The 17651-nt window shown below is 71.4% G+C and carries 14 protein-coding genes; 8 read left to right on the top strand and 6 right to left on the bottom strand.

The annotated features are described in order from the left end of the window. The first annotated feature begins 193 nt into the window (after positions 1–193). The 4 genes from ACIHCX_RS12385 to ACIHCX_RS12370 all read left to right on the top strand — a co-directional run bounded on the left by ACIHCX_RS12385 (position 194) and on the right by ACIHCX_RS12370 (position 9102). A complete protein-coding gene (locus tag ACIHCX_RS12385) occupies positions 194–3361 on the top strand; it encodes a DNRLRE domain-containing protein (RefSeq protein ID WP_400028893.1) in 3168 nt (1055 codons plus the stop codon). 325 nt (positions 3362–3686) lie between these two features. Further along, entirely contained in the window at positions 3687–5441 is a 1755-nt protein-coding gene (locus ACIHCX_RS12380; RefSeq protein WP_400028892.1) for a PEP-utilizing enzyme, read from the top strand. Beyond that, a complete protein-coding gene (locus ACIHCX_RS12375) occupies positions 5438–6517 on the top strand; it encodes a PEP/pyruvate-binding domain-containing protein (protein WP_400028891.1) in 1080 nt (359 codons plus the stop codon). The genes ACIHCX_RS12380 and ACIHCX_RS12375 overlap by 4 nt, the downstream gene beginning before the upstream one ends. 473 nt (positions 6518–6990) lie before the next feature. Beyond that, positions 6991–9102, top strand: a complete 2112-nt coding sequence (locus ACIHCX_RS12370) for a SpoIIE family protein phosphatase (RefSeq protein WP_400028890.1) — start codon at positions 6991–6993, stop codon at positions 9100–9102. A 102-nt stretch (positions 9103–9204) separates the two neighbouring features. Here the strand turns inward: ACIHCX_RS12370 and ACIHCX_RS12365 are convergent, their stop codons facing one another. Both ACIHCX_RS12365 and ychF read right to left on the bottom strand, forming a co-directional pair. Further along, positions 9205–9753, bottom strand: a complete 549-nt coding sequence (locus ACIHCX_RS12365; protein WP_400028889.1) for a DUF1062 domain-containing protein — start codon at positions 9751–9753, stop codon at positions 9205–9207. 282 nt (positions 9754–10035) lie between these two features. After that, positions 10036–11124 carry a redox-regulated ATPase YchF gene (gene ychF, locus ACIHCX_RS12360; RefSeq protein ID WP_400028888.1) on the bottom strand — a complete coding sequence of 363 codons (1089 nt, stop codon included), beginning with the start codon at positions 11122–11124 and terminating at the stop codon, positions 10036–10038. Between the two features lie 380 nt (positions 11125–11504). On the opposite strand from ychF, the gene ACIHCX_RS12355 reads away from it, so the two are divergent. After that, positions 11505–11864 (top strand): DUF6542 domain-containing protein, encoded by a 360-nt coding sequence (locus ACIHCX_RS12355; protein ID WP_400028887.1) that lies wholly within the window; start codon positions 11505–11507, stop codon positions 11862–11864. A 75-nt stretch (positions 11865–11939) separates the two neighbouring features. Here the strand turns inward: ACIHCX_RS12355 and ppgK are convergent, their stop codons facing one another. Further along, positions 11940–12686 carry a polyphosphate--glucose phosphotransferase gene (ppgK, locus tag ACIHCX_RS12350; RefSeq protein ID WP_400028886.1) on the bottom strand — a complete coding sequence of 249 codons (747 nt, stop codon included), beginning with the start codon at positions 12684–12686 and terminating at the stop codon, positions 11940–11942. 29 nt (positions 12687–12715) lie between these two features. Next, positions 12716–13723 carry a 4-hydroxy-3-methylbut-2-enyl diphosphate reductase gene (locus ACIHCX_RS12345; protein WP_400028885.1) on the bottom strand — a complete coding sequence of 336 codons (1008 nt, stop codon included), beginning with the start codon at positions 13721–13723 and terminating at the stop codon, positions 12716–12718. A gap of 123 nt (positions 13724–13846) precedes the next feature. Here ACIHCX_RS12345 and xseA point away from each other — a divergent pair, with 123 nt between their 5' ends. Beyond that, positions 13847–15055, top strand: a complete 1209-nt coding sequence (gene xseA, locus ACIHCX_RS12340) for an exodeoxyribonuclease VII large subunit (RefSeq protein WP_400028884.1) — start codon at positions 13847–13849, stop codon at positions 15053–15055. Positions 15056–15064: 9 nt separating this feature from the next. Beyond that, positions 15065–15298, top strand: coding sequence for an exodeoxyribonuclease VII small subunit (locus tag ACIHCX_RS12335; RefSeq protein ID WP_400028883.1), 234 nt, complete (start codon positions 15065–15067; stop codon positions 15296–15298). 193 nt (positions 15299–15491) lie between these two features. Here ACIHCX_RS12335 and ACIHCX_RS12330 read toward each other — a convergent pair whose 3' ends face one another. Next, positions 15492–16016, bottom strand: coding sequence for a DUF4245 domain-containing protein (locus tag ACIHCX_RS12330; protein WP_400028882.1), 525 nt, complete (start codon positions 16014–16016; stop codon positions 15492–15494). 127 nt (positions 16017–16143) lie between these two features. Between ACIHCX_RS12330 and glpX the strand changes: the two genes are divergently transcribed. Further along, a complete protein-coding gene (gene glpX / locus ACIHCX_RS12325) occupies positions 16144–17178 on the top strand; it encodes a class II fructose-bisphosphatase (protein WP_400028881.1) in 1035 nt (344 codons plus the stop codon). 93 nt (positions 17179–17271) lie between these two features. On the opposite strand, the gene ACIHCX_RS12320 is transcribed toward glpX, so the two are convergent. Next, entirely contained in the window at positions 17272–17649 is a 378-nt protein-coding gene (locus tag ACIHCX_RS12320; protein ID WP_400028880.1) for a WhiB family transcriptional regulator, read from the bottom strand. Positions 17650–17651 lie beyond the last annotated feature (2 nt).

Below are 17651 nucleotides of genomic sequence, written 5' to 3'. Positions count from 1 at the left end.
ATACGACAGTTGCGACACCACCCCGACATCACCAAGAAACCTCCATCCCTTCGTCACAGATTTATAAAATCTTCATATGTAGACCACATGTGCAGAACGTGTGATCGTGTGCGCGCTCATGCCCCACGGCCTGCCGTCCGGGGCTTTCTGTGCTGCCCCATCCGCCCGGCCCACCTGGGAGTAGACCGCCGCCGTGTCCGCGCCGCCTCGTTATCTCAGCCCTTTCGTGCGCACGCGCACCCGGCTGACGCTCACGCTCGGCCTCGTCCTGGCCGCCCTGACCGCCGCTCTCCTGCCCTGGTGGCAGCCCGAGGAGCCCTCAGCACCGCAGGCCCGCAGCGCGACCGGCGCGAAACAGGCGTCGACCGCTCCTCATGACGAGGCCGCCGCCGTGGCCGAGGCCCGGCGCACCGGCAAGGAGGTGCTCGTCGACACGGCGACCACCGCCACCTCGCTGACCTGGGCGCGGCCGGACGGGCAGATGCGCACCCGGACCACCGCCCTGCCCCAGCGGGCGAAGAACGCCGAGGGGAGGTGGGCGCCGGTCGACAACCGGCTACGGCGGACGAAGGACGCCGGCGGCCTCGGTGTCCGCCCGGTCAACCCGCCGATGCCGGTGCGCTTCTCCAGTGGTACGCCGGGCGGGGCCGCGCGCGCCGACCGCTCCTTCGCCCGGCTGCCGCTGGCCGAGGGACCGGCCGCGAAGGAGACGGTGCTGGCCGAGGTGGACATCGACGGGCACACCGTCGCCTACACCTGGCCGGGCCCCCTGCCCGAGCCGGTGCTCGACGGCCCCCGGGCCCTCTACCCGGAGGTGCTGCCCGGCGTCGACCTGCTGCTCGTCGCCCGCGAGGACGGCGGCTTCGGGCAGCTGCTGATCGTCAAGACCCCGCAGGCCGCCCGGGACAAGGCGCTGGCGACGGTGTCGTACGGGCTGCGTTCGAAGACGGCCGTGTTCCAGCGCGACAAGGACGTCGAGCGCATCCTGATCCTGGACGAGGACGGCAAGGAGATCGGCTCCGTCCCGACTCCCTTCGCGTGGGACTCCAACGGCCGTGACCCCGAGCTCCCGAAGGACCGGTCCGCGCCCCGTACCTCGGTCGCGACGACCGCCGATGTGCTGAAGCTGTCCGGGCTGAGCGGCATCGAACCGGGGGCGCACCAGGCTCCGCTGCCGATGCGCCTGGCGGGCGACGGGACCGGGGCGGCCCGGCTCGACCTGCGGGTCGGCGAGACCGGTCTGTTCACCGACGAGGACGTCCGCTTCCCGGTGTTCGTCGACCCGACGCTCAACAGCGGCTGGCAGGCGTGGACGACGGCGTACAAGCCGTACCCGAACACCAGTTACTGGAACGGCACCAACTTCGGCTCCGGCACCGCCGACGCCCGCGTCGGCCACGAGTCCGACACCGGCGGCACCGGCCGCTCCTTCTGGCGGTTGGGCTACAGCACCGGCCTGAAGGGCGCGACGGTCAGTTCCGCGACCTTCAAGGTGCTCAACAACCACTCCTGGTCCTGCACCACTCGTGAGTTCCAGTTCTGGCTGACGGGGGCGATCTCCTCCGGCACCACGTGGAACAAGCAGCCCAGCTGGAGCAAGGAGTTGCAGCGCAAGTCGTTCGCGCACGGCTGGTCCTCCAGCTCCTGCCCCGACGCCTACGAGGCGTTCAACGTCAAGGCCGCCGCCCAGGAGGGCGCGGACAAGGGCTGGTCGAACATCACCTTCGGCATGCGTGCCACCACCGAGTCGGACACGCAGACCTGGCGCAAGTTCAAGGCGACCTCCGCGACGCTGGAGGTGGTCTACAACCGTCCGCCGAACGAGCCGACCAACGGCACCTCCACTCCCGGTGGCGCCTGCGTGCCGGCCCCCGGCAAGGTGACGATCGGCAAGACCAACATCGTGCTGTCGGCGACCGGCAAGGACCCCGACGGCAACCTGAGCAAGCTGCGCTTCCGCTTCTGGAAGACCGGCGGCACCGTCCCGGCCGGCACCCTGGTCACCCCGAACGCCAGTGGAACCGCCACGCTGACCATCCCCGCCACGTTCCCTCTGGAGGACAAGGCCACCTACTCGTGGGACGTGCGCTCCGAGGACTCGGGCGGCCTGGTCTCCACATACTTCCCGCCGGGAAGCGAGCCCTGCCGGATCGCCATCGACGCGACCGCTCCGCCGCAGCCCACCGTCGAGAGCACCGACTTCCCGCAGGCCACCTCCGACGGCCTGACCTGGGCGAAGGTCAAGTTCGGCGGGACCGGCTCGATGACGTTCACCTCGCAGGGCGCGACGAAGTTCCAGTGGGCCTTCGAGGGCCTGAGCTACAAGGACGCGGCGGCCACCAACGGCAAGGCCACGATCACCAACCTGAAGCCGCCGCACGCCGGTCCGACCTGGGTGAACGTCTATGCCCTCGACCAGTACGGCAACAAGAGCGCACGCTCGGACTACGCCTTCTACGTCCCGCCGCGTGACATCGAGGACGCGCCCGGTGACACCAACGGCGACGGCATCCCCGACCTGCTGATCGTCGACGCCGACGGCAAACTGATGAACTGCGTCGGAAACGAGGGCGGCGAGCTGTACGGATGCCTGGGCGCCTCGTACACCTCGGACAACAAGCTGCACCCGAAGAACCACTGGTACGACCCGGCCACCGGCAAGGCCGCGCTGATCACCCACTACGCGGACGCGTACCCGGGTGACGGCGTCACCGACCTGTTCGCGGTCACCCCGGACGGCAAGTTCTGGCTGTACCCCGGTGACGGCTACGGCAGCTTCAACGTCGACAAGCGGATCAGGATCCGCCTGCCGTCGAACGCCCCGGCGCCCTCGACCTGGACGCAGATCAAGGCCGTCGGCGACATCACCGGCGACAAGCTGCCCGACCTGGTGCTGCGGGCCGGTCCCGAGTTCTGGGCGCTGTCCGGGTACACCGGTGCGACCTTCCAGACGGCGACGCTGATGAACGTCGACGCCTGGGCCCGCCGCGACATCGTCAACGTCGCCGACATCAACGGGGACGGCACCCCCGACCTGCTGTGGCGCAACCTCGACAACGGCAACATGTACGTCCGCCACGGCAAGCCGGGTCCCACCAGCGGCAGCGTCGACCTCGTGTCGCTCAAGGTCGCCGCCAACTCTCTCAACGGGGACGTCTCGTACGGCACCAGCTGGCAGGAGACCAACGTCCGCATCGCGCTCGGCATCCCGGACGTCAACGGCGACAAGATCCCGGACATCTGGGCCGTCTTCGCCACCGACGGCCAGACGCGGATCTACTATCCGTCCCGGACGAACACGAACCCGCCCGCGAAGATCGTCCTGACCGTGGACTGGAAAGCGATCAAGTCCTTCGGCTGACGGCCTGATCCCGTTCCCCGGGGTGGGCCCCGGCGCCACGCGCGTCGGGGCCCACCCCTTTCCCCTCGTGTGGCCGAGTGGCCGAGTGACGGAGGTGGTGGAAGCCGACGACCGGTGACGGGCGGGAGGGCCGCAACACACTGCGCGAGGCGATCACAGCCGAGTTGGACCGCCTCGCGTCGGAGCCGGGCCCGGCGGGCGTCGGCATGACGCCGCCGTCCCGCCGGTAGTGGCGCCGAGCCGCCGCACAGCGGAGGCTTGATGTGCGCGAGGGCGCACGGGCGGCTGCGGGGGGACACCCGTGAGGGTCTTCCGAGGAGGTCCGATGAGCCTTGTCATTCCGTTCGACGAGTACGCCACCGATGAGTGGTACCCGGGGTTCACGCCGGCCTTCGGGCACTCGCCGTTCGTCGTCGAGCCGTTCCGGACGTTCTCCCAGCAGGACGAGAAGCGCTTCTGGTTCCTCGACTTCCACTGCCCGCGCGGGCTCACCCCGCTCGGGACGACCTGGCTGGAGGACAGCTACTCCTGGGGCACGCAACTCGCCGCCGAGCAGATGCCGCTGCCGCGCAGCCGTGGCATCACGCAGCGGATCGCCGGCACCCACGTCTACTCCGCGGCGATCTCGGTGGAGAGCCGGTACGAGATCGAGGCGCGGACCGTGCGGTCGCAGAGCCACCTGCCGGGGTTCCTGCGCACCTTCGACGCGCTGTGGAACCGGCGGGTGGCCGAGATCGAAGCGGGCTGGCGGCACTTCCAGCGCATCGACGTCGAGCGGTCCTCGCTGAGCGAGCTGGGCGCCATGCTCACCGAGGCACGCCGCTACGCCCAGCGGGCGTTCGAGATCCACTTCGAGATGATGTACCCGCTGCTGGCCAACCACCTCGGGTTCGCCGGGATGTGCGCGGAGCTGGGGATGGACCCCCGCGAGGTCGGCACGTTCCTGCAGGGCTACGACACCAAGATCATGGAGACCGACCGCGAGCTGGGCAGGCTCGCCGCGGCGGCCCGTGACGCGGGGCTGGAGTCGCTCTTCGCCACCACCGAGCCGGAGCGGCTGGCGGGCACGCTGGCCGCCGAGGGCGGTTCGGCGACGGCCTGGCTGAGCAGGCTCGGCGACTTCCTCGAGGTGTACGGCCACCGCATCGAGGGCATCTGCGACGTGGCGCTGCCGAGTTGGGCCGAGGAACCCGCACCCGTGCTCGGGATGGTCAGGGCCCTCCTGCGGGAGGGCGCCGGGCACGACTTCGGGGCCGCGCTGCGCCAGGCGCAGACCGAACGTGAGACCGCGATCGACGCGGCACGCTCGCGGCTGACCAGGCAGGAGCAGGAGGCGTTCGACGCCGGCCTCGCCTCGGTGCAGGCCGCGAACTTCCTCCGGTGGCAGGACGACCACAGCCACTACATCGACCTGCGGGTGTCGCTGCCGATGCGCCGGGCCGCCCTGGGCATCGCTCAGAAGGCCGGCGCCGACCGGCCCGACGACACGCTCTTCCTGTTCTGTCCGGAGCTGAGCGCCGTGGCCTCGGGTGAGCGTTCGTACGACGAGTTCCGCTCGATCGTCGAAGTGCGCCGCCAGTACTTCGCCCACTGGCACGAACGGCGCGCGAGCATGCCCAAGGTGCTCGGCACCGTCCCCGAAACCGTCGAGGACCCGATCCTGACCGAGATCTTCGGCCTCGACGAGCGCTTCCTGCGCGTGGTCACGGCCACCGGCCGGGCAGGGGCCGGGACCACGCTCACCGGCGTGCCCGCGGCGAAGGGACGGGCGACGGGCGTTGCCCGCGTGCTCACCGACCCCGACGCCCTGCACCGCCTGCGGCCGGGCGAGGTGCTGGTGTGCGAGTCGACCTCGCCCAACTGGACGCCGGCGTTCGCCGCGATCGCGGCCTGCGTCTGCGACAGCGGGGGCATGCTGTCGCACGCCGCGATCGTCGGCCGCGAGTACGGCGTGCCGACGGTCACCGCCTGCGGCCTGGCGACCGTGCTGGTCAAGGACGGCGACGAGGTCGAGGTGGACGGCGAACGGGGCACCGTCACCGTCGTCCGGGTGGGAGCGGCGGGTGGGAGCGGCAGGTGACGACTGACCTGGTCACCTGGCTGGACACGGCCGAGCCCGACGCCGTGACGGCCGCCGCGGGGCCGAAGATGGGATCCCTGGCCGAACTCGGCCGCGCCGGGTTCGGCGTGCCGCGCGGCTTCGCCGTCACCACCGCCGCCTACGCGTTGCACGTCGGTGCGTCCGGCCTGGACCTGCTGGCCGACCGGGTGCTGGCCGGCGTCCGCGATCCGCACCGGCAGGAGGCCGTGGAGGCCGCTTCGGCCCGGATCCGTGGGGCCTTCGAGGAGGTCGACGTCATCGAACCGGTCGCCGCGGCGGTCGTCGAGTGCTACGGCGAACTGTGCGACCGCTCGTCGCGCCCGCAGGTGCCGGCCGCGGTCCGCTCGTCGGCGACGGGTGAGGACTCCGCAAGCGCGAGCTTCGCCGGTGTCTTCGACACCCACCTCGGTGTGTCGGGCTCCGGGCGGGTGGTCGAGGCGGTGCGTTCCTGCTGGGCGAGCCTGTTCACCGGGCGGGCGATCCGCTACCGGCTCGAGCACGGCCTGAGCCATCGCCGGACCCCGATGGGCGTCGGCGTCGTCGAGTTGGTGAACGCACGCTCGTCCGGCGTGGCCTTCTCGGTGCACCCGGTCACCGGCAAGCGCGACCGGATGGTGATCGAAGCCAACTGGGGGTGGGGCGAAGCCGTCGTCCGGGGGCTGGTCACGCCCGACCGCGTCGAGGTGGGCAAGGACGACCGCCGTGTCCTGCGTCACGAGGTCGCGGCCAAGGAGTTCCTCTCGGTCCTCGACGGTCGGGCCGGTCGCGTCGCCGAGGTGCCGATGCCCGAGCGGCTGCGGAAGCGGGCCGTGCTGGACGAGGAGGAGATCGGGTGCGTCGTGGACGCCGTACTCGCGATCGAACGGCACTACGGCCATCCCGTCGATGTCGAATGGGTGATCGACAGGGACCGGGTTCCCGGCGGACAGGTCACCATCGTCCAGGCGCGGCCGATCACCGTCCAACCGCGGAGCGGGACCGTCGCCGCCTGGGATCCGGTCGCCTATGCGGCCAAGTACGCCTTCGGCTCAGGGGCCGGCCGACCCTGCCGATGACCCCGGAAGATGTCGCGGTCCGGCCCGTCGTCTTCTTCTCGGCCGCGCGCGGAGCAGGCCGCGCCGTACACCGGCGGCGCGGATACCCTGACGTTGATGAGCACGTTGTACGGCGTGCCGGAGCAGACGGCGAATCCGCCCCGAGGCGGACCGGACCCTCGCCGAGGGTTCTCGGCGCGTTCGGCACCATCGCCGAGCGGGCCGTGTTCGTCGACGCCATGCCCCACAACGTCTGCGGCACCCGGGCCGGGGGAACTCGCACCGCCCCTCTGGACGTCCGGGATCCGGTCGCCGGCTTCGACCGGCTCGCCCGCATCGCCGGCCCGCGCCGAGCCCCCGCCACGGCCTGCCCCCGACCGGGTGTGCCCGGTGGCACGCGTCACGGCCCGCTCCCGACCGGATGTGCCCGGTGGTACTCCCGCCATGAGCGGGGAGAATCCCTTGGGGAGCGAGATGAGCCGAGATGAGCCGAGATGACGCGACACCGCCGCGACGAGGACATCGAGTCGGCGGAACAGGGGTTCGTCCAGCTCCCCTGCGCCGCGGCGGTCTTCGACGCCGACCTGCGGGTGGTGCGCGCCAACGCAGAGATGCAGCGCGCGACCGCTCTCCCGGAGGACCGGATGCGCGGACTGCGGCTGCCCGAGGTCCTGTCGCACGCCGCCGGTGAGGAGACCGAGCAGGTCATGCGGGAGGTCCTGGAGACCGGTGTACGGCGGCGCGTGGAGAGCCACCTACGGGTCCCGGGCGAGACCCGTGAGCACGCCTGGTCGGTGTCCCTCGCCCCGCTGAGGGACCGGACCGGCCGGGTGCGCGGCGTCTGCCTCGCCGCACACGACATGACCGAGCACGACCACGCCCGGGAACGGCTCCTCCTGATCAACGAGGCCGGCGGCCGCATCGGCAGCACGCTGGACATCACGCGCACCGCTCAGGAGCTGGTCGACACGGCCGTACCCTGGTTCGCCGACTACGCGGCCGTCGATCTGCTCACCTTCATCGACCACGGCGACGAACCGCCCCCCGGCCCGCTGACCGGCTCGGTCACCCTGCGGCGAACGGCAGCGGGGTACTCCGGCGGTGCGTGGACGGGCAGCCTCCAGCCGGGTGACCTGGCCGACTATCCGGCGTCCTCACCGGCGGCCCTGCCCCTGGCGACCGGCCTGACCGGGATGTACGAGACGACCGACTCCGCCATCGACGGGTGGGCGGTCCACGACCCCGCCCGAGCGGCCCGGATCCGCCTGTCCGGAACCCACTCGGTGCTGGTGGTACCGCTGCGCGCCCGAGGCGTCACCCTCGGCGTGGCCCGCTTCGCCCGCAGCCATCGCCCGGAGCCGTTCGAACAGGACGACATCCTCCTGGCCGAGGAGATCACCTCTCGGGCAGCCGTCTGTGTCGACAACGCCCGCCGCTACACCCGCGAGCGGGTCACCGCGGAGACCCTGCAACGCACCCTGCTGCCGCTGAGGCTGCCCGACCAGACCGCGCTCGAGGTCGCCTCCCGCTACCTGCCCGCCACCAGTCGCGTCGGCGTGGGCGGCGACTGGTTCGACGTGATCCCGCTCTCCGGCGCGCGGGTGGCCCTGGTGGTCGGCGACGTCGTGGGGCACGGCGTCCAGGCCGCGGCCACCATGGGCCGGCTGCGCACGGCCATACGCGCCCTGGCCGACATCGACCTGCCGCCCGACGAACTGCTCACCCACCTCGACGACCTCGTCATCCGTACCTCCGCCGAAATCGAGGGCGCCGGGGGCACCGACGCCACGGCGGATGCCGCCGCCGAGGCCGCCGGGGGGCTCGGGGCCACCTGTCTGTACGCGGTCTACGACCCCGTCTCCCTGCGCTGCTCCCTCGCCCGGGCCGGCCATCCGCCGCCCGCGATCGTGGGGCCGGACGGCACCGCCGACCTCCTCGACCTGCCGGCCGGTCTCCCCCTGGGACTGGGTGGCCTGCCCTTCGAGGCCGCCGAGATCGAACTTCCCGAGGGCAGCCTTCTCGCCCTCTACACCAAGGGCCTGGTCGAAGCCCGCGACCGCGACGTCGACGAAGGGCTCACGAGGCTGCGCCAGGCACTCAGCCGGCCCGCCCCGTCCCTGGACGCCGTCTGCGACGCCGTGCTCACAGCGACCCGCCCGGAGGAGACCCGCCCCGACCGGACCGGCGCCGACATCGCCCTGCTCGTGGCCCGCACCCGCGCCATCGGCGAGTCCGATGTCGCCACCTGGAGCCTTCCCTTCGACCCCGAGGTCGTCGCGCAGGCCCGCTCCCAGACCACCGAACAGCTGGCGGCCTGGGGACTGGACCAGGCCACCTTCACCTCCGAGCTGGTGGTCAGCGAACTGGTCACCAACGCCATACGGTACGGTCGGCCGCCCGTCGAGCTGCGACTCATCCACGACCGCGACCTCATCTGCGAGGTCTCCGATGCCGGGAGCTCCTCGCCGCATCTGCGCCGCGCCCGGGTCTACGACGAGGGCGGGCGCGGTCTGATGCTCGTCGCTCAGCTCTCCCAGCAGTGGGGCACCCGCCACACCCCGCGGGGAAAGACCATCTGGGCCGACATCTCCCTCGCACCGGCCTGACCACCCGACCACCGGGGCCTGAACCGGCGAACGGAGGTCGGCTCCGGGGCCTGTCCGGCGGATCGTGCCGGACAGGCCCCGGCCCCTGGTCCCGAGGAGCCCTCAGCGCTTGAGCGTGAAGGTGAAGTCGCCGGAGAGCTTGCCGCCCAGCCGGACCGCCGAAACGAGGTTCCCCTCCGCGATCAGTCTCTCGACCTCGGCCCGCGAAAGACCGCACCCTTCGGCGACCAGTCGCACCGGCCGGACAGGGATCCGCGCCGCGAAGCGGACCGAGACGTCGATCACCTCGCGGTCCAGGTGATCCGATCCGCCGGTGTCGAGGCGCCAGGCGCCGTCCCAGTCGAGGGCGATGCGATTACGGCGCCGCAGGACCGGATCCTGGAGCAACTCGGCCGTCAGACCGGGGTCGTTGTCATGCAGCCGGTCCAGCAGCTCAGGTCGTACGGAGCGCACGTTCATCCGCTCCAGGACCGTGAGCTTCGCAGTCGCTCCGCAAGCGGTGCAGAGCACGAGAAGCCAGGCGTCGATGAGCTTGTGGTGGGCGTTGACGCGAAATTTTCTGCTTGCCCGGAAACGCTCGGACGCGCACGCGTGGCAACGGCGGAGAACGAGCGGCAGGCAGGTGGGCACGACCACCCAGTTTTTGAGCACAGAAGTACACCGGTTCCAGTGAGAAGTCCGCAGCAAAAAGCAGCGCGGCGCGGATGCGCGACGCGCGACAGATCAGCGCTTGGGAGGTCTCACAGGGTGTACAACGGCATGTCCTTGACCAGACGACTCGGTTCGGCAGCACGGTAACGGCGCACAGCGCCGCCGCTCCACTGGTTTTCAAGGGGGCTGGAACCGGCAACGGCAAGGGGCCCGCCCCCGGAAGGTCGGACCCCTCTTGACCTGCAAGTTCGCCAGGTCAGCGACGTGGTGGCACAGCGCCCGCTACACGTTGAAGCGGAACTCCACCACGTCCCCGTCGCGCATCACGTAGTCCTTGCCCTCCATGCGGGCCTTGCCTTTGGCGCGGGCGTCGGCGACCGAGCCGGCCTCCAGGAGGTCCTCGAAGGAGATGACCTCCGCCTTGATGAAGCCCTTCTGGAAGTCGGTGTGGATGACACCGGCGGCCTCGGGGGCGGTGGCGCCCTTCTTGATGGTCCAGGCGCGGGACTCCTTGGGGCCGGCCGTCAGGTAGGTCTGCAGGCCGAGGGTGTTGAAGCCGACGCGGGCGAGCGTGGCCAGGCCGGGCTCGTTCTGGCCGACGGACTGGAGGAGCTCCAGGGCCTCGTCCTCGTCCAGCTCGGCGAGGTCCGCCTCCAGCTTGGCGTTGAGGAAGATCGCCTCGGCGGGGGCGACCAGGGAGCGCTGCTCGTTCTTGAAGTCCTCGTCGACCAGTTCGTCCTCGTCGACGTTGAAGACGTACAGGAAGGGCTTGGTGGTGAGCAGGTGCAGGTCGTGCAGCAGCTCGGCACGCTCGCTGCCCTGGACGATGCCGTGCGCGAAGAGCGTGTCGCCCTTCTCCAGGATCTCCTTGGCCTCCTCGACGGCCTTGACCTTGGGAGCGACGTCCTTCTTGATCCGCGACTCCTTCTGGAGCCGGGGCAGGACCTTCTCGATGGTCTGGAGGTCGGCGAGGATCAGCTCGGTGTTGATCGTCTCGATGTCGTCCTTCGGCGAGACCTTGCCGTCGACGTGGACGACGTTCTCGTCCTTGAAGGCGCGGATGACCTGGCAGATCGCGTCCGACTCGCGGATGTTCGCGAGGAACTTGTTGCCCAGGCCCTCGCCCTCGCTGGCGCCGCGCACGATGCCGGCGATGTCGACGAAGTCGACGGTGGCCGGCAGGATCCGCTCCGACCCGAAGATCGAGGCGAGCTGGGCGAGACGACCGTCCGGCACCCCGACGACACCGACGTTCGGCTCGATCGTGGCGAACGGGTAGTTGGCCGCGAGCACGTCGTTCTTGGTCAGGGCGTTGAACAGGGTCGACTTGCCGACGTTCGGCAGACCGACGATTCCGATCGTGAGCGACACGTTGCGACTTCCCGTACGTGAGGAGACTGGAGGCCAGGCGGCCGATCCACCAGTCTACGGCGTGTCGCGGCCGGCCCCCTCGACGGTTCGAACGCTTGGCCAGGCGGCCGCGCACGGCGTGTCAGGTGGGCTATTCGCCACATAAGCAGACCTAGGTTGGTCCAGTGGAGCAGCACAAGACGCGACCCCAGCAGCACGGACCGCGACGAGGCAGGCCGCCGGTGCCCCCGGCGCGGCGCCCTCCCGCGGCACGCCCTCCCGCGGCACGGCGTCCTGCCGCACGCCCTCCCGCGGCACGGCGTCCCTGCGCTCCGGCGGTCGTTCCGGCGCCCGCGCCGCGGCGGCCGTCCGGTCCCCGGCTGACGGGTCTGGGCGCCGGGATGTTCTGCGCGGCCGCCATGTTCCTGCTGGGCGGTCTCGACCTGCTGCTCCTCGGCGGGGGCTCCACCGCGTACGGGGTGCTGTTCCTGCCGGTGTGCGCGCTGACCGCGCTGTGGGTGCGCAAGGGCGATCTGCTGACGGCGCCCATCGTGGTGCCGATCGGGTTCGCCGTGGGCCTGCTGCCCGTGATCAACGGGGACGTGGGGTTCCTCGGCAAGCTGATGAGCCTGGTGACCGCGCTCGCCACCGAGGCGCCCTGGCTGTACGCGGGGACGCTGATCGCGGGTGGGACGGCGCTGGCGCGGCGGGTGGCACTGGCGGCGCGGCGGCGGGCGGTGCGCAGGCGCTTGGCGGGCTGAGGCGCCGGGTGTACGTCGTCGGCGCCCCGCCCGGACCCGTCGGGCCCTACGACGGCCCCAACCGCCCCAACCGCCTCAGCCGTGCTCCGCCGCGTGCATCGCCGCACCGACGATCCCCGCGTTGTTCTGCAACCGGGCGGGAACGATCTCCGCCTTGATGTCCTCGATGAGGGGAAGAAACTTCTCCGACTTGCGGCTGACGCCGCCGCCGACGATGAACAGCTCCGGGCTGAAGAGCATCTCGACGTGGGCGAGGTACTTCCGCACCCGGCGCGCCCAGCGCTCCCAGCTGAGGTCGTGGTCGTCCTTGGCCTTGCTGGACGCCCGCTTCTCCGCCTCGTGGCCGTGCAGCTCCAGATGCCCGAGCTCGGTGTTGGGGACGAGGACGCCGTCGACGAAGACGGCGCTGCCGATGCCGGTGCCGAAGGTCAGCAGCACCACCGTGCCCCTGCGGCCGCGCCCGGCGCCGAAGTGCATCTCGGCGACGCCCGCCGCGTCCGCGTCGTTGACCACCGTCACCGGCAGACCGCCCAGGCGGGCGCCGAACAGGGCGCGCGCGTCGGTGTCGACCCAGCTCGTGTCGACGTTGGCCGCCGTACGGACCATGGCGCCGCCGGTGACGACGCCCGGGAAGGTCAGCCCGACCGGTCCTCTCCAGCCGAAGTGGTCGACCACTTCCTTGACCCCGTCGGCGACGGTGTCGGGGGTCGCCGGATGCGGGGTCAGCACCTTGCACCGCTCCTGGGTCAGCGCTCCCCCGTCCAGGTCCACAGGGGCACCCTTGATACCGGACCCGCCGATGTCCACACCGAAGATCTGCATGGCTCCACGTTACGACGTACGACGGACCGTCACTGCTGCGTCGTGCCGGACCCTCCGCGCTCGGCGACCAGCGCGGCCGCCTCGTCGCGCAGGTCCCGGCGGAGTTCCTTGGGCAGGGAGAAGATGATGGACTCCTCGGCCGCCTTGACGATCTCCACGTCCTCGAAGCCGCGCTGCGACAGCCATTCGAGCACCTGCTCGACCAGCACCTCCGGCACGGAGGCGCCCGAGGTCAGGCCGACCGTGGAGACGCCCTCCAGCCAGCTCTCGTCGATCTCGTCGGCGAAGTCCACGAGGTGCGCCCGGCCCGCGCCCGCGAGCTTGGCGACCTCCACCAGCCGCTTGGAGTTGGAGGAGTTGCGCGAGCCGACGACGATCACCAGGTCGGCTTCGGCGCCCATCTGCTTCACGGCGAGCTGACGGTTCTGCGTGGCGTAGCAGATGTCGTCGCTGGGCGGGGAGATGAGCTGCGGGAACTTGTCCTTGAGCGCGTCGACGGTCTCCATCGTCTCGTCGACCGACAGCGTGGTCTGCGACAGCCACACGACCCGGGAGGGGTCGCGGACCTCGACGTTCGCGACGTCCTCGGGCCCGTCGACGAGCTGGATGTGGTCGGGGGCCTCGCCGGTGGTCCCGATGACCTCCTCGTGGCCCTCGTGCCCGATCAGGAGGATGTCGTAGTCCTCGTTGGAGAACCGGACTGCCTCCTTGTGCACCTTGGTCACCAGGGGGCAGGTGGCGTCGATGGTGGCCAGCCGGCCCCGCTCGGCCTCCTCGTGGACGGTGGGGGCCACACCGTGCGCCGAGAACATCACGATGTTCCCCGGCGGCACCTCCTCCGTCTGCTCGACGAAGACGGCGCCCTTCTTCTCCAGGGTCTGCACGACGTACTTGTTGTGGACGATCTCGTGCCGGACATAGATCGGAGCCCCGTACTGTTCCAGGGCTTTCTCGACGGCGATCACGGCGCGGTCCACACCCGCGCAGTAGCCCCGGGGGGCGGCGAGCAGGACACGGCGGCCAGACGAAGCAGTCATGTCCCCATCGTAAGGCCGCCACCGCGGCCCGAAGATCGCCCCACGGCCGCCCGGCCGACGCGCGGAGCGGGCCGCCGGGCGAGGGGGTGGGGGTTGTCGGTGGGGGCGGTTACTCTCGCGGACATGGCTGTCTCCACGTCTCCGGAAGCTCCCCTGCCCGTCGGTGAGGTGTCGCGGCTGATCGGGGGGTGGATCGAGCGGCTCGGCGCGGTGTGGGTCGAGGGGCAGATCACGCAGTTGTCGCGGCGCCCGGGTGCGGGCGTGGTGTTCCTGACGCTGCGCGATCCGTCGTACGACATCTCCGTCAGCGTGACCTGCTACCGCCAGGTGTTCGACGCGATCGCCGACGTGGTCGCCGAGGGCGCGCGGGTCGTGGTGCACGCCAAACCGGAGTGGTACGCGCCGCGCGGGCAGCTGTCGCTGCGGGCCGCCGAGATCAGGCCGGTGGGCGTCGGTGAGCTGCTGGCGCGGCTGGAGCAGCTGAAGAAGACGCTCGCGGCGGAGGGACTGTTCGCGACCGAGCGGAAGAAGCCCCTGCCCTTCCTGCCCCAGCTCGTCGGGCTGGTCTGCGGCCGGGCGTCCGCCGCGGAGCGGGACGTGCTGGAGAACGCCCGGCACCGCTGGCCCGCGGTCCGCTTCGAGGTGCGCAACGTCGCCGTGCAGGGCGTCCACGCCGTCCCGCAGGTCGTGCAGGCCGTGAAGGAGCTGGACGAGACCGAGGACGTGGACGTGATCATCGTGGCGCGCGGCGGCGGCAGCGTGGAGGACCTGCTGCCGTTCTCCGACGAGCAGCTGGTGCGCGCGGTCGCCTCCTGCCGTACGCCCGTGGTGTCCGCGATCGGGCACGAGCCGGACACGCCGCTGCTCGACTACGTCGCGGACCTGCGCGCCTCCACCCCGACCGACGCCGCGAAGAAGGTCGTACCGGACGTCGGCGAGGAGTACGAGCGGGTACGGCAGCTGCGGGACCGGGCCCGCAGATGCGTGCGGGCGCTCGTCGAACGGGAGGAGCGAGGGCTCGCCCACGCGCTTGCCCGGCCCTGCATGGAGGACCCGCACCGCATGCTCGACGAGCGCGCGGACCAGATCGCGTCGGTCCTGGACCGCGGCCGGCGCACCCTGCGGCATCTGCTGGACCGCGCGGACTCGGAGCTGACGCACACGCACGCGCGGGTGGTGGCCCTCTCCCCCGCCGCGACCCTGCGGCGCGGGTACGCCGTGCTCCAGAAGGCGGACGGGCACGTGGTCCGCGACCCGGGAGAGGTGACGGCGGACGAGGCCCTGCGGGCCCGGGTCGCCGAGGGCGAGTTCACGGTTCGTGTCGACGCATAGGGTGGGCGGATGACAAGCAAGGCGGATGAGGCGCTCGGCTACGAGCAGGCACGGGACGAGCTGATCGAGGTCGTCCGGCGCCTGGAGGCGGGCGGTACGAGCCTGGAGGAGTCCCTCGCGCTGTGGGAGCGCGGCGAGGAACTGGCCAAGGTGTGCCGCCGATGGCTGGAGGGCGCCCGCGCACGCCTGGACGCTGCCCTCGCCGAGGAGGCACAAGAAGCCGAGCCGAAGCCCTCGGAGTAGACCGGACCCACGAGGGAGCAGACCGAACCCACGAGCCGGGCCAAGGCTTCGCCAGGGCCAGGGAGCCCGCCGGTCGGGGCCGGGGCCCGCTGTCAGAGCCGGGGAGACCGCCGGTCGGAGCCAAGGCCCCTGCCAGGGCCTCGCGGGCCGGCGGGCCGGGGGCAGGCCCGGCGTCAGGGGTGGACGTGGGGGGTCAGGAGGTCTTCAGGGCCCGGGCCATCGTCGTCAGCTGGTCGAAGGACGCCGTGCCCGCCACCACCGTCGTGGAGCCCTCGGTGCCCTCCAGCACCAGCGCGTCGTAGCGGCCGCCGGTGTAGCGCGTCCACGTGCGGCCGTCGATCTGCTCGGTGACCTTCGTCGCGTGCCCGCCCAGGCTGGTCGCGTCGATGAAGTCCTTGCGCTTCTGCGCGGACTGCTCGACCGCCACGTACTGACCGTCGGGACCCTGGAAGCCCAGGTGCCAGTGGTCCTTCTCCTGGGCCCGGAAGCGGACCGAGGTGGCCTTCCAGGTGTCGGGCAGGCCCTCGGGCGCCGCCACCGGGTACGACGCCGCCCGGCGTGCGGTGGTCAACTCGATGCGGTAGTCGACCCGCTGGACGTCGGGAGCCTTGCTGTCGTGCGGGACGAAGAGGTAGATGACCGCCGCCGCGACCCCGATGAGGCCCAGGGAGAGGATCATGTCCCGGACCGTCTTCTGCTTGCCGTTCGAACCTGCCACGCCTCCTATCGTCGCAGGTGCCCGGTCCGCTCATCCGTGGGGTCCCCTGCTCATTCTGTCCGTCCGGAGATAGAGTCGAGGCCAACACCCTCATCCGGCCGTCGCCGTATCAGAAAGGTGCGCTCCGATGACCGAGCATCATCATCTGCCCTCAGAGCTCGAGGTGCCCTCAGAGGCGCCCGACCGCAACATCGCCCTGGAACTCGTCCGGGTGACCGAGGCCGCGGCCATGGCCGCGGGCCGCTGGGTCGGGCGCGGTGACAAGAACGGCGCCGACGGCGCCGCCGTACGCGCCATGCGCTCCCTCGTCTCCACCGTGTCGATGAACGGCGTCGTCGTCATCGGCGAGGGCGAGAAGGACGAGGCCCCGATGCTCTTCAACGGCGAACGCGTCGGCGACGGCACCGGGCCGGAGGTCGACATCGCCGTCGACCCGATCGACGGCACCACCCTGACCGCCAAGGGCATGCCGAACGCGATCGCGGTCCTCGCCGCCACCGAGCGCGGCGCGATGTTCGACCCGTCCGCCGTGTTCTACATGGACAAGCTGGTCACCGGCCCGGAGGCGGCCGACTTCGTCGACATCGACGCCCCGGTGTCGGTGAACATCAAGCGCGTGGCCAAGGCCAAGCGGTCCACGCCCGAGGACGTCACGGTGGTCATCCTGGACCGGCCGCGGCACGAGGGCATCATCAGGGAGATCCGGGAGACGGGCGCCCGCATCAAGCTGATCTCCGACGGCGACGTGGCCGGCTCGATCCTGGCGCTGCGCGACGGCACCGGCATCGACCTGCTCCTCGGCATCGGCGGCACGCCCGAGGGCATCATCTCGGCCTGCGCCGTGAAGTGCCTGGGCGGCACGATCCAGGGCAAGCTGTGGCCGAAGGACGACGAGGAGCGGCAGCGGGCCCTCGACGCGGGGCACGACCTGGACCGCGTGCTGACCACGGACGACCTGGTCTCCGGTGAGAACGTATTCTTCGTCGCCACCGGCATCACCGACGGCGAGCTGCTGCGCGGTGTGCGCTACCGCGCCGAGACGGCGACGACCGACTCGATCGTGATGCGCTCCAAGTCCGGCACGGTCCGCCGGATCGACTCCGAGCACCGGCTGAGCAAGCTGCGGGCGTACAGCGCGATCGACTTCGACCGCGCGAAGTAGCCGCCGGTCCACGGGCCCGCCAGGGCGAGGCGATGGGGGCGCTCCCGGTGCGGAGGGGCGCCCCTTCCGCGTCAGAGCACCGGCGGGTGGGCCCTATCCCGCCGCCGCTATGCGTCCCGTGGTGCGGGCCGCCTTCTTCAGCTCCAGGTCGCGGCGGCGCCGCCGGGCCAGGACGACACGGCGCTCGGCGGCGGTCAGGCCGCCCCAGACGCCGTACGGCTCCGGCTGGAGCAGCGCGTGCTCGCGGCACTCGACCATGACCGGGCAGCGTGCGCAGACCCGCTTGGCCGCCGCCTCGCGGGACAGCCGCGCGGCGGTGGGTTCCTTGGAGGGTGCGAAGAACAGGCCCGCCTCGTCACGCCGGCACACCGCCTCGGTGTGCCAGGGCGCGTCCTGGTCCCTGTCACGCCCCGGCACCCGCCGGGCCGGAACGGCAGCTACCTGCAGCGACGAATGCGGCGGTTGCAGCACGG

Source organism: Streptomyces sp. NPDC052043 (assembly GCF_044548235.1).
Lineage (GTDB): Bacteria > Actinomycetota > Actinomycetes > Streptomycetales > Streptomycetaceae > Streptomyces.
The sequence above is the reverse complement of the archived record's forward strand: the minus strand, read 5'-3'. Positions and strand labels throughout refer to the sequence as shown.